Consider the following 13,163-nt stretch of genomic DNA (forward strand, 5'->3'; position numbering starts at 1 on the left):
ATCGGGGGCGTGGCAGAGACAGCATCGAAGAAGACCGACAACACCTCCGGCGGCAGCCGCCCGCGCCTGATGCTCATGGACGGGCACTCACTGGCCTACCGTGCGTTCTTCGCGCTGCCCGCGGAGAACTTCACGACCGCGACGGGTCAGCCGACGAACGCGATCTACGGCTTCGCGTCGATGCTGGCGAACACGCTGCGCGACGAGGCGCCCACCCACTTCGCGGTGGCCTTCGACGTCTCCCGCAAGACCTGGCGCTCCGAGGAGTTCACGGAGTACAAGGCGAACCGCTCCAAGACCCCGGACGAGTTCAAGGGCCAGGTCGAGCTGATCGGCGAACTGCTCGACTCGATGCACGCACAGCGCTTCGCGGTCGACGGATACGAGGCGGACGACGTCATCGCCACGCTCGCCACGCAGGCGGAGGCCGAGGGCTTCGAGGTGCTGATCGTCACCGGCGACCGGGACTCCTTCCAGCTGGTCACCGAGCACACCACGGTGCTGTATCCGACGAAGGGCGTCTCCGAACTGACCCGGTTCACCCCGGAGAAGGTTTTCGAGAAGTACGGATTGACGCCCGCGCAGTACCCCGACTTCGCGGCCCTGCGCGGAGACCCCTCCGACAACCTCCCCGGCATCCCCGGCGTCGGCGAGAAGACCGCCGCGAAGTGGATCAACCAGTTCGGTTCGTTCGCGGACCTCGTGGAGCGCGTCGACGAGGTCAAGGGCAAGGCCGGGCAGAACCTGCGCGACCACCTGGAGGCGGTCAAGCTCAACCGTCGGCTCACCGAGCTGGAGCGGCAGGTGGAGCTGCCCAGGACGGTCGCCGACCTGGAGCGGGCGGCGTACGACCGCAAGGCCGTCGCGATGGTCCTGGACACCCTGGAGATCCGCAACCCGTCCCTGCGTGAGCGTCTGTTCGCCGTCGACCCCGGGGCCGAGGAGGCCGAGTCGACCCCCATCACGACGGACGGCGTGGAACTGGACGGCACCGTGCTGGGCACCGGCGAGCTGGCCGGCTGGCTCGCCGAGCACGGCACGGGGACGCTCGGCGTCGCCACCGTCGACACCTGGGCACTGGGCACCGGCTCGGTCGCCGAGATCGCGCTCGCCGCGTCCGGGGGAGCGGCCGCCTGGTTCGACCCCTCCCAGCTGGACGAGGCGGACGAGACGGCGTTCGCGGCCTGGCTCGCCGATGCGGACGGTGCCAAGGTCCTGCACAACGCCAAGGGCGCGATGCGCGTCTTCGCCGAGCACGGCTGGAGCGTCGCCGGCGTGCGCATGGACACCGCCCTCGCCGCCTACCTGGTCAAGCCGGGCCGCCGCTCCTTCGACCTGGACGCGCTGTCCCTGGAGTACCTGGGCAGGGAGCTGGCCCCGGCCGCCGCGGCCGACGGCCAGCTCGCGTTCGGCACGGACGACGGGGCGGAGGCCGAGGCCCTGATGATCCAGGCCCGGGCGGTCCTCGACCTGGGCGAGGCCTTCGAGAGCAAGCTCCAGGAGGTCGGCGCGTCCGACCTCCTGCGCGACATGGAGCTGCCCACCTCCGCCCTGCTGGCCCGTATGGAGCGCCACGGCATCGCCGCCGACCGGCCCCACCTGGAGGCCATGGAGCAGATGTTCGCGGGCGCCGTTCAGCAGGCGGTGAAGGAGGCCCACGCGGCGGCCGGGCACGAGTTCAACCTGGGCTCGCCCAAGCAGCTCCAGGAAGTCCTCTTCGGCGAACTCGCCCTGCCCAGGACGAAGAAGACCAAGACCGGCTACACCACCGACGCCGACGCCCTGGCCTGGCTCGCCACCCAGACCGACAACGAACTGCCGGTGATCATGCTCCGCCACCGTGAACAGGCGAAGCTCCGCGTCACCGTCGAGGGCCTGATCAAGACGATCGCGACGGACGGCCGCATCCACACCACCTTCAACCAGACCGTCGCCGCGACGGGCCGCCTGTCGTCGACGGACCCGAACCTGCAGAACATCCCCGTCCGCACGGACGAGGGCCGGGCGATCCGCCGCGGCTTCGTGGTCGGCGAGGGCTTCGAATCCCTCATGACAGCGGACTACAGCCAGATCGAACTGCGTGTCATGGCCCACCTCTCCGAGGACGCGGGCCTGACCGAGGCGTTCACCTCGGGTGAGGACCTGCACACCACGGCGGCGTCACAGGTGTTCGCGGTCGAGCCCACCGCGGTGGACGCGGAGATGCGCCGCAAGATCAAGGCGATGTCCTACGGCCTCGCCTACGGGCTGTCCGCCTTCGGCCTCTCCCAGCAGCTGAACATCGAGGCGGCCGAGGCACGCGCCCTGATGGACGCGTACTTCGAGCGCTTCGGCGGCGTACGGGACTATCTGCGCCGGGTCGTGGACGAGGCGCGCGCGACGGGCTACACGGAGACCCTCTTCGGCCGCCGCCGCTACCTGCCCGACCTCAACAGCGACAACCGCCAGCGCCGGGAGATGGCCGAGCGCATGGCCCTCAACGCCCCCATCCAGGGCACGGCGGCGGACATCGTCAAGATCGCCATGCTCAACGTCGACCGCGCCCTGCGCCAGGCGAACCTCGACTCCCGCATGCTCCTGCAGGTGCACGACGAAATCGTCCTGGAGATCGCCCCCGGCGAGCGGGAGACAGCGGAGGAACTCGTCCGCCGCGAAATGGCCGCCGCCGTTCACCTCAGGGTCCCGCTGGGCGTCTCGGTGGGCGTGGGCCCGGACTGGGAGTCGGCAGCGCACTAGCCTCCGGCGGCGGAGCGGGCGGGGCATTTTCAGCGCCCGCCCGCTCCGCAGCGCCCTCCCCCCAACGGCGAGCAACCACGACGGCGCTTTCCGGCGGTGCCGAACCTCCGCAACCCCGCAACCGCCGCCCCACCGGCACAACCCGCAACCGCCGCCCCACCCGCAACCGCCGCCCCACCCGCACAACCCGCAGCCTCCGCCCCACCGGCACAATCCGCAACACCGTCCCACCCGCAACCGCCGCCCCACCCGCACAACCCGGAAATTACTCGCACAACCCCAGCCTCACCCCGCAGGGCCCTTCACCCACGTGGCCCCCGAGAAAAAGCCTCCGTCGCCCCGGCCCGCCAAGATGCCGCCATGGGTATACGCATGCTCCACCGCCGGACGGCACACGCACGCGCCCAGGCCACGGCGATGGCAAACACGCAGCGCAACGCCAGTGCGGCCAGCTCCGCGCCGCTCCCCGCGGTACCGCCCTTCGCGCGCGGCGCCGCCACCGCCCGCATCCCCGTCACTCCCTTCGCCGCCATCCGCGGGGCCGTCGCCGGCCTCCGACGCGGTGCTGCCCGGCTCACGCGCCTCACACGCCGGGACGACACCGCCGTACGCCCCCACGAGATCACCGCCTGGCGGCTGTGGGCCGAGGCGGCGTACGACCGTCTCGTGCTGCTTCTCGGACGGCTGCGCAGAGCCCGGGCGGCACGCCCCCTCACCGTCTTCGTCGCGCCTGCCACGCCCCTCAGTGAGCGCCCGGCCGACTCCGCTCCGCGCTGAGCTCCTCCGGCCGCCCGGCGACATCCCGGGCGGCCGGACGCCACACGCGCACGCCCACGGCGTACAGCAGCACCCCCAGCACCAGTCCCGCGCCCACCCCGAAGCACAGCGTCGGAATCAGCTCCCAGGGCCTTGCCGAAGACCCCCACTCGTCCCACCACCGCGACGCCCGCTGTGCCGCCCCGAGCAGGACACAGCCGCCGATCACCACCACGGCCGACCACCGGTCCCGCACCGACAGCGACGGCACGCCCACCGGCTCACCCGCCGGCACCCTCCGCAGCGCGTACACCAGGAACACGGCGATCACGACCGCGGCGGCGGCCGAACCCCCGTACTGCAGGTACCAGTACAACGGTGAGCCCGCGATCTCCCGCTCCAGTACCGGGAACAGCCGCATGCCCCACCGGTCGAAATGCGTGAACGCGTCCCAGACGACGTGCGTCAGCGCGCCCAGCGCGGCGGAGACGTACCACCGCAGCGCCACGGACGATTCCGCCCGCGCGCGCGGAGCACCGCAGCGCAGCAGGGTGGCCGTGCGCCGTTGACGGGACCGCGGCAGCAGGGCCACCAGCGGCTCGCGCACCAGCAGCCACAACCCGACCAGCGCCCAGGCGACGAGCACGTCCACCGTGAACACGCCCGGGAAGGAGTGGGTGACATCGCCGAACTCCATGGCCCCGGACAGAACGCTAGCCGCGAAATAGGTCATGTCGGGAGCAAAGGAACCCGCCACGAGCACCGACGGCACCAGGCGGCCCCGGCCGGTACCGTCGGCGCGTATCGCGGGCAGCACCGCGGCGGCATGACTCAGAGTGAACGGCAACTGGGCTCCCCGTGGCGGACGTTGGCCGGACCCCCCCGACCGGTGATCAACGCTGCCCAGTATGCGGGACCCGCCCACTGTCGCAGATCCGTACGAACCATGTATGGCCAATCGGTGAAATTCGGGCACGAACCGCTGCCACTGCAAAGGAAGTTGTCGTAGGGTCACCTGGGTCACCGTGCCGGGCGGCACGGTCGAACAAGTGAGCAGAGCAAGACAGAACAATCGCGACAACGCATCTGGAACAACGTAAACGCGCGAAGCGAGCGCCCCACGAGGGCAACCCGCCCCGCGCGTCGATCGTCACAACAGGGCGGGCACAGCAGACAGAGACGGGCGCTCGGGCGTCCACGGGAGGGGTTCACTCTATGTCGGCGCATTTCGGCAGGAGGCTGCGCAAGGGGGCGGTCACCACCGCCGTGGCCGCAGCGGCGGTCGCGGCTCTGTCCGCGTCCCAGGCTCCGGGGGTCACGACCGACGACCAGGGCAGATCGACCGCCGCCGACGCGCAGTCCTCCCCGGACGCGAACACCGACGACAGCGCCACCGGCAACTCGCCGTACTACACGGACCTGCCGCCGCTGAACAGCCCGAACCCCGCGCCGAGCGCGAGCACCACCCCGACCGGCACCGGCGAGTCCGAGGCGGGCATCCCCGCGACCGTCCTCGACGCCTACAAGAAGGCCGCGGCCGAACTGGGCACTTCCAAGCCCGGCTGCAACCTGCCCTGGGAACTCCTCGCCGCCATCGGCAAGGTGGAGTCGGGCCAGGCCCGCGGCGGCCGCGTGGACGCGAACGGCACCACCCTCTCGCCGATCCTCGGTCCCGTCCTCAACGGCAACGGCTTCGCGAACATCAGCGACACCGACAACGGTGCCTACGACGGCGACGCCACCTACGACCGTGCCGTGGGCCCCATGCAGTTCATCCCCTCCACCTGGGCATGGGCCGGCCGCGACGGCAACGGCGACGGCAAGAAGGACCCCAACAACATCTACGACGCCGCGCTCGCCGCCGGCCACTACCTGTGCCGCTACGGCTGGGACCTGTCCACCCAGGCCGACCTGAACCGCGCGATCCTCAGCTACAACAACTCGCAGGACTACCTGAACACGGTCCTGTCGTGGCTGGAGTACTACCGCAAGGGCACCCACGAGATCCCGGACGGCACCGGCAGCCTCCCGTCGAACCGCAGCGACGACAACACCGGCGGCGGGGCCTCCCCCTCGCCCACGCCGTCGCCCACGAAGCCGCCGACGTCCTCGCCGAGCCCCAGCCCGAGCCCGTCCACGCCGAGCAACCCCGGCCCGAGCACGCCCGGCACCCCCGCCCCGACGCCCACCGACACGGTGGACCACCTCGAGGACGCGGGCACGGCGACGCTCACCGCCATGGCGGGCGACGCGTTCACCGAGAAGATCAGCACCCGCGCCGAGACCGAGGCCGGCAAAGCCGTCAGCAAGGTCAGGGTCCGCTTCACCATCCTCGGCGACACCGACGCCACCTTCGCCGGTGGCGAGACCATCGCGACGATGGTCACCAACAGCTCCGGCGTCGCCGTCGCCCCCGCGCTCCAGGCGGGCGAGAAGACCGGCACGTTCACGGTCCGCGCCGTGGTCGTCGGCCGTACGATCCCCGGCCTCGACTACACCGCCACCGTCACCGACCGCGCCGCCGACACCCTCGCCCGCACCAGCGACACCGCGCTGACCTGCACCCCGGGCGGCGAGTTCGCCGACCAGGTCCAGGTGAAGGCCACCTACAAGGGCGCCGTCGCGGACAAGGTCGCGGCCACGGCCACGCTCGTCAAGTCGGCGGACGACGCGACCGTGAACGACAAGGGCCCCTACTTCAAGGACGCGAACGGCAACCCCGTCCGCACTCTGACGGACCTGCAGACCGACGCGAACGGCCTGCTCACGCTGTCGAAGCTGTACGCGGACGACACCACCGGCACGTTCCTGCTCCGCATCACCACCACGGGCGGGGCGACGCTGACGGTCGAGCTGACCGTCGCGGCGGCCGAGTCGTCGTCGCCGAGCCCGTCGGAGAGCCCCACCGCATAACCCGCCACACCATGACGGCGCCCCCTCCCGGAAGAGGGGGCGCCGTCGTCGTGTGCAACGTGTTCTCATCTCGCCCGCCCGTTGCTACCGTGCCGAGCTGACGACCTATCAGTTCCTGCGGCTGTCCGCCGGGAGGCCCGCATGCGTGCCCTGATCGCCGCCGCCACCGGTCTCGCCGTCGCGCTCGCCCTGGTGTTCACCCTCACGGCCCTGGGCTCACCGACCGGCAAGACGTCACCGAAACCGCTGCTGACGACGGTGCCCGCACACCCGTAACCACCCGTCCGGGACGGAGGCCGAGATGCGCCGCAAGACCAGCCTGATCCTGCTCGCCCTCGCCGTGTTCTTCGCGACGCTGTCCCCGATGCTGCGCTGGTACGCCTTCCCGCGCCTGGCCAAGATCCCGGCGAACCAGTACCAGGACATGGTCCTCGAGGCGAAGAACGCCACCCTCCTCGACTACGGCACGATGACCGCCCGCAAGGTCCCCAAGGTCACCATCGTGCAGACCCTCAAGGGCAATGTGGAGGCCTCCGAGAAGATCGAGAGGACGGCGGGCCGAGACGTGGTCGTGTGGGACGGGCTGTCCTACGTCCAGGGCCCCGACGGCAAGATGGTCTCCAGAATCCCCGAGCGTTACATCTTCGACGCCCACAGCCAGGAACCCGTCCACGCCACCGGCGAGATGGTCGACGGCGACCCGGTGAAACGGGAGGGCATCGAGTTCAAGTGGCCGTTCCTCACGGAGAAGAGGGACTACGAGTACTTCGACGCCCAGGCCCGCGTGACGGCCCCCATCCACTACAAGGGCACCCGGAACTTCCGCGGCGTCGAGGTCTACTACTTCGAGCAGACCATCCCCTGGACCAAGGTGCCGTTCCCCAGGACCATGCCCGTCCAGGGCATCACCCGGGAGTCGGTCGCCAAGACCGGCACCACCCGCTGGTACACCACCGTCCGCAGGTTCTGGGTCGAACCGCTCACCGGCGCCCCCGTGTACGGCGAGGAGATCCACCAGGAGGAACTGCGCGGTGGCACCCTGCTCGGCGGCCGCGAGAAGGTCACGGCGTTCGCCGGCCACGTGAAGATGCGCGAGGACTACATCGAGCACACGGTGGCCCTGGTCAAGTCGAACCGCACCCTCGTCCTGCTGATGACGTCGTACCTGCCGTGGGGCTTCCTGGTCCTCGGCTCCCTGCTGCTGGCCCTTTCGCTGTACCTCGAGGCGCGCGGCCGGCGCCCGGCCGACCCGGCGCCCACTCGATCCACGGAAGCCGAACCGGTCACCGCCTGAGCCGCGCGTTGGTGTGCCGCGTCGGCTCGGCCGCGGCGGGATCCTCGGGCCACGGATGCTTCGGATACCGGCCACGCAGCTCCGCCCGTACGCCCTTGTAGCCGTCCTTCCAGAAGGAGGCGAGGTCGGCGGTGACGGCGGCGGGCCGCCCGGCGGGGGAGAGGAGATGCACCAGCAGCGGCACTCCGGCGACGGACGGGGTCCGGTCGAGCCCGAACATCTCCTGCAGCTTCACGGCGAGGACGGGCTGCCCGGGATCGCCGTAGTCGATCCGCACCCTGGACCCACTGGGCACGGTGATCCGCTCGGGGGCGAGTTCATCGAGCCGCGCGGCCTCCCCGGAGCCCCAGGGCAGCAGCCGTCCGAGTGCGGCCCCGGCATCGATCCGGCCAAGATCGGCACGCCGCCGTGCCCGCCCCAACTCCGGCTCCAACCAGTCGTCCACGCGCGCGTGCAGCGCGTCGTCGGAGACGTCGGGCCACGGCTCCCCGAGGCGCAGACGCAGAAACGCCAGCCGCTGCCGCAGTACGCAGGCCTCGGGCGACCACCGCAGCAGCCGCAGCCCCTCCCTTCGCAGCCCTTCGAGCAGCGCGTTGCGTACGAGGACGGGGTCGGCGTCCTTGACCGGACGCACCGCGAGCTCGACGGCACCCAACCGCTCGACGCGCCGCGCGACGACGTCCCCTTCGCCCCAGTGGACCTCGTCCCGCTCCTCCCGCAGTGCCCCGGCGGTCTGCCTGGCGATGTCCTCGTCGATGACGGCACCGAGCCGCACACGCGCGTGCCCCCTGCCGAGCGGCCGGTCGGCCACGGCAACGGCGATCCACGGCGCGCCGCGCAATCCGGTGCCCTGGCCGAGATCGGCGCGGGTGCCGGAGACCATGAGACAGGAATCGCCCTCCCTCCTGGCCACCCGCTCGGGAAAGGCGAGCGCGACCACGAGCCCGACGACACCGTCCTCCCCGGCGCTCGCCCACCCACCCGAGTCACGGTTGGGCGGGTGGGAAAGCTCCGTGGCGACCGCCGCCCGCAGCCGCCGTACCTCCGCCCGCCACCGCCCCGCATAGGCGTCGCCTCCACGCCGGGCGGTCCGCAGTGCGTCTGCGAGGTCGTCCCCGTACTCCCGTGGAGCCTCCTCACTGAGCAGCGCCACGATCTCGGCCGCCGCATCGGCCCCGACAAGCGCGCCGGCGTCGAGCAACGCCCGCCCCAGCCGCGGATGCACCCCCAGCCGCGCCAGCCGAACACCCCGCTCCGTCGCGCGTCCGCCGGAGTCCACCGCCCCGATCGCCGACAACACACTTCTCGCCGCCGCCATCGCCCCGCCCGGCGGCGGATCCAGCAGGGCCAGCCCGGTCGCGTCCGGATCGCCCCAGCACGCCGCCTGCAGGGCGAACGCCGTCAGGTCGGCCACCTTGATCTCCGGGGACGGGAACCGAGGCAGACGCGCCTCCTCGGCCTGCGCCCAGCAGCGGTACGCCGCACCCGGCGCCTCACGTCCGGCCCGCCCCGTCCGCTGTCCCAACGCCGCCTGCGACGCCCGTACCGTCGTCAGCGCGCTCAGCCCGCGCGCGTGGTCCACCCGCGGCTCCCGCGCCAGCCCCGAGTCGACGACCACCCGCACGCCCGGCACCGTCAGCGAGGACTCGGCCACGGCGGTCGCCAGGACCACCCGCCGCCGCTGCCCGGGCGCCAGCACCGCGTCCTGCACCGCCGCAGGAGCCCGCCCGTGCACCTGAAGGACGTCGACGTCGCCCAGATCCCCCAGCTGCCCGGCGACGCGCGCGATCTCGCCGACGCCCGGCAGGAAGCACAACACGTCCCCCGACCGCTCGCCCAACGCCCGCCGCACCACGGACGCCACATGTGCGACAAGCGCCGGGTCCACCCACATGCCGTGCGGCGGTCGAACAGGACGAGCCGGGGGAGCCCAGATCACCTCGACCCCGTACGCGGCCCCCCGCGCCTCGACCACCGGCGCCCCGCCCAGCAGCCGCGCCCACCCCTGCGCGTCGGTCGTCGCCGACGCGGCCACCAGTCGCAGCTCCGGGCGCAGCGTCTCCCGTGCGTCCCACAGAAACGCCGCAACTGTGTCCGCGTCCAGATGCCGCTCATGGCACTCGTCGAGCAGCACCACGTCGACGCCCGCCAACTCCTGGTCCCGCTGCAGCCGCTGCAGCAGCACACCGGTCGTGACGACCTCCACGCGCGCACGGCGCCCGACCACCCGCTCCCCGCGGACCGTGTACCCGACGCTGTCGCCGACCTTCTCGCCGAGCAGCCACGCCATTCGCCGGGCCGCCGCCCGCGCCGCGATCCGCCGCGGCTCGGCCACGACGACACGCCGGGGCGGGCCCTCGCCCAGCAGCCCCGCCAGCGCCAACGGCACCAGCGTCGTCTTGCCGGTGCCGGGCGGCGCCACGAGGACGGCGGTGCCGTGTTCCTCCAGAGCGTCGTGCAGGGCGGGCAGGGCGCCACGTACGGGCAGCGCGTCCAGGGCGTCGTAACGGATCACGCGTACGGTCCCGCGTTCAGTCCCGCTCGCACACGAAGATCGCCGTCCCCGGGATCAGGTTCCCCCGCAGCGGCGACCAGCCGCCCCACTCCGCCGTGTTCCAGGCGGGCCACTCCGGCTCCACCAGGTCCACCAGCCTGAAGCCCGCCGCCACGACGTCCCGGACGCGGTCGCCCAGCGTCCTGTGGTGCTCGACGTAGACCGCGCGGCCCTCCTCGTCCTGCTCGACGTACGGAGTGCGGTCGAAGTACGAGGCCGAGAGGCTCAGCCCCTCGGGACCGGGCTCGTCGGGGAACGCCCAGCGGATCGGGTGCGTCACCGAGAAGACGAAGCGGCCGCCCGGCCGCAGCACCCGGCGCACCTCCCGCAGCACCAGCACGGGGTCCGCAACGAACGGCAGCGCCCCGTACGCCGAGCAGGCCAGGTCGAAGGAGCCGTCGGCGAACGGCAGTGCGCCCGCGTCCGCCTGGACGAGCGGGAAGCCGCCGCCGATGCGCAGCGCGTGCTGGAGCTGCCGGTGGGAGAGGTCCAGGGCGACGGGACGGGCGCCCTGGCCGGCCAGCCAGCGCGAACACTGGGCCGCGCCGGCGCCGATCTCCAGGACGTCCTTGCCCTTCAGCTCCTCCGGCGGGCCGAGCAGCTCGGCCTCCACCTCGTCCAGGCCCTCCGGTCCCCACACGAAGCGGTCGTCGCCCAGGAAGGTGCCGTGCTCGATCTGGTACTCGTCCGCGTTGCGGTCCCACCAACCGCGGTTGGCGCGGGCGCTCTCCGCGACACCGGCCTCACGTCGCGTGGCCTCCGGTTCGAACGCGGAATCCTCGAACGGGGACTCGAAGGATTCGGACTCTTGGATGATCGGCTCCCTCGTCGTACTCTTCCGTGCAACCGTCTCGGGCGTGTCACGGAAGAGGTCTGTTCAGGCCTGCTTGGCCTCATGTGACGGTTCTTGTGCCGGGTATGCGGCGATCCGCCCCGGGTGTGCGCCTTCGCGCATTGACCCTGTCCGGCTGCCCCCGTATGCTACAAGTTGCGCTGCGGGCCTGCGCACCTCAGACGTAGCAGGCTGCGCTCGCATCTGTTGTATGTCCCCTCGGTTTTCGAGGCGCCACCGTCGTTTTGTGTGGCGCTTCCTTGGCTGTCCGGCTTCTGCAGAGCGAAACGGGCTCCCGGCGTAAGCAGTGCCTACGACTCAATGTCCGTACCGGAGCCCTTTCCCACATGACGAGCAGCACCGAGACCACCGCCACCACCCCGCAGGTAGCGGTCAACGACATCGGTAACGAGGAAGCCTTCCTCGCAGCGATCGACGAGACGATCAAGTACTTCAACGACGGCGACATCGTCGACGGCGTCATCGTGAAGGTCGACCGGGACGAGGTCCTGCTCGACATCGGTTACAAGACCGAAGGTGTCATCCCGAGCCGCGAGCTCTCGATCAAGCACGACGTCGACCCCAACGAGGTCGTCGCCGTCGGCGACGAGATCGAGGCCCTGGTCCTCCAGAAGGAGGACAAGGAAGGCCGCCTGATCCTCTCGAAGAAGCGCGCCCAGTACGAGCGTGCCTGGGGCACCATCGAGAAGATCAAGGAAGAGGACGGCATCGTCACCGGTACCGTCATCGAGGTCGTCAAGGGTGGTCTCATCCTCGACATCGGCCTGCGTGGCTTCCTGCCGGCCTCCCTCGTCGAGATGCGCCGCGTCCGCGACCTCCAGCCCTACGTGGGCAAGGAGCTCGAGGCGAAGATCATCGAGCTGGACAAGAACCGCAACAACGTGGTCCTGTCCCGCCGCGCCTGGCTCGAGCAGACCCAGTCCGAGGTCCGCCAGACGTTCCTCACGACCCTCCAGAAGGGTCAGGTCCGCTCCGGTGTCGTCTCCTCGATCGTCAACTTCGGTGCGTTCGTGGACCTGGGTGGCGTCGACGGTCTGGTCCACGTCTCCGAGCTGTCCTGGAAGCACATCGACCACCCCTCCGAGGTCGTCGAGGTCGGCCAGGAGGTCACGGTCGAGGTCCTCGACGTCGACATGGACCGCGAGCGCGTCTCCCTGTCGCTGAAGGCGACCCAGGAAGACCCGTGGCAGCAGTTCGCCCGCACCCACCAGATCGGCCAGGTCGTGCCCGGCAAGGTCACGAAGCTGGTTCCGTTCGGTGCGTTCGTCCGCGTCGACGAGGGCATCGAGGGTCTGGTCCACATCTCCGAGCTGGCCGAGCGCCACGTGGAGATCCCGGAGCAGGTCGTCCAGGTCAACGACGAGATCTTCGTCAAGGTCATCGACATCGACCTCGAGCGTCGCCGGATCTCGCTGTCCCTGAAGCAGGCCAACGAGTCCTTCGGTGCCGACCCGGCGTCGGTCGAGTTCGACCCGACCCTGTACGGCATGGCCGCGTCCTACGACGACCAGGGCAACTACATCTACCCCGAGGGCTTCGACCCCGAGACCAACGACTGGCTCGAGGGCTACGAGACCCAGCGTGAGGCCTGGGAGCACCAGTACGCCGAGGCGCAGCAGCGCTTCGAGCAGCACCAGGCGCAGGTCATCAAGTCCCGCGAGGCCGACGCTGCCGCCGCCGCCGAGGGTGGCGAGGCCGCCGCTCCGGCCGCGACCGGTGGTTCGTACTCCTCCGAGGGCCCGGACAACTCCGGTGCACTGGCCTCGGACGAGGCGCTGGCCGCGCTGCGCGAGAAGCTCGCGGGTGGCCAGAGCTGACGCTCACTGAGCAGTAGCTCTTGAGTGGCTCTTGATTGGGGGCCCGCACCTTTCGAGGTGCGGGCCCTCAGTGCTGCGCGCTCACGCACGTCGGGGAGTTGTCCTCGGCCTTGCGGCAACGTGCGGGGAATGCACCGGCAACTGACGGGCCGTAACCGACCTGATGAAAACGCAGTAAGAAGGTGCCTGATCAGAGGCGTGGGCGGGAATGCCTGCGCCTCTGATCGCGTTGTGCAGTAC

At 71.0% G+C, this 13,163-nt stretch carries 9 protein-coding genes; 6 read left to right on the forward strand and 3 right to left on the reverse strand.

Going from position 1 to position 13,163, the window contains the following annotated elements:
* The first annotated feature begins 9 nt into the window (after positions 1-9).
* Positions 10-2,736 carry a DNA polymerase I gene (gene polA, locus ABZO29_RS33445; protein ID WP_367323917.1) on the forward strand — a complete coding sequence of 909 codons (2,727 nt, stop codon included), beginning with the start codon at positions 10-12 and terminating at the stop codon, positions 2,734-2,736.
* A 360-nt stretch (positions 2,737-3,096) separates the two neighbouring features.
* Positions 3,097-3,513, forward strand: a complete 417-nt coding sequence (locus tag ABZO29_RS33450) for a hypothetical protein (RefSeq protein WP_367323918.1) — start codon at positions 3,097-3,099, stop codon at positions 3,511-3,513.
* Here the strand turns inward: ABZO29_RS33450 and ABZO29_RS33455 are convergent.
* Positions 3,479-4,339, reverse strand: a complete 861-nt coding sequence (locus tag ABZO29_RS33455; RefSeq protein WP_367323919.1) for a DUF4184 family protein — start codon at positions 4,337-4,339, stop codon at positions 3,479-3,481. The genes ABZO29_RS33450 and ABZO29_RS33455 overlap by 35 nt on opposite strands.
* 368 nt (positions 4,340-4,707) lie before the next feature.
* Here ABZO29_RS33455 and ABZO29_RS33460 point away from each other — a divergent pair, with 368 nt between their 5' ends.
* From ABZO29_RS33460 to ABZO29_RS33470, 3 genes are all read left to right on the forward strand, one after another.
* On the forward strand, positions 4,708-6,405 hold the full coding sequence (locus ABZO29_RS33460) for a lytic murein transglycosylase (RefSeq protein WP_367323920.1): 1,698 nt from the start codon (positions 4,708-4,710) through the stop codon (positions 6,403-6,405).
* A 141-nt stretch (positions 6,406-6,546) separates the two neighbouring features.
* Complete coding sequence (locus tag ABZO29_RS33465) at positions 6,547-6,681, forward strand: SPW_0924 family protein (protein ID WP_367323921.1); 135 nt, start codon at positions 6,547-6,549, stop codon at positions 6,679-6,681.
* A 25-nt stretch (positions 6,682-6,706) separates the two neighbouring features.
* On the forward strand, positions 6,707-7,699 hold the full coding sequence (locus ABZO29_RS33470) for a DUF3068 domain-containing protein (protein ID WP_367323922.1): 993 nt from the start codon (positions 6,707-6,709) through the stop codon (positions 7,697-7,699).
* Here the strand turns inward: ABZO29_RS33470 and hrpB are convergent.
* Together hrpB and ABZO29_RS33480 are read right to left on the reverse strand one after the other, a co-directional pair.
* Entirely contained in the window at positions 7,689-10,214 is a 2,526-nt protein-coding gene (hrpB, locus tag ABZO29_RS33475; protein ID WP_367323923.1) for an ATP-dependent helicase HrpB, read from the reverse strand. The two genes, ABZO29_RS33470 and hrpB, sit on opposite strands and share 11 nt — an antisense overlap.
* Positions 10,215-10,230: 16 nt before the next feature.
* Positions 10,231-11,070 (reverse strand): class I SAM-dependent methyltransferase, encoded by an 840-nt coding sequence (locus tag ABZO29_RS33480; protein WP_367326315.1) that lies wholly within the window; start codon positions 11,068-11,070, stop codon positions 10,231-10,233.
* A gap of 362 nt (positions 11,071-11,432) precedes the next feature.
* On the opposite strand from ABZO29_RS33480, the gene rpsA reads away from it, so the two are divergent.
* Positions 11,433-12,923 (forward strand): 30S ribosomal protein S1, encoded by a 1,491-nt coding sequence (gene rpsA, locus ABZO29_RS33485; protein ID WP_367323924.1) that lies wholly within the window; start codon positions 11,433-11,435, stop codon positions 12,921-12,923.
* The last annotated feature ends 240 nt before the right edge of the window (positions 12,924-13,163 follow it).

It is taken from the genome of Streptomyces sp. HUAS ZL42 (genome assembly GCF_040782645.1).
In the GTDB taxonomy this organism is placed as follows: domain Bacteria; phylum Actinomycetota; class Actinomycetes; order Streptomycetales; family Streptomycetaceae; genus Streptomyces.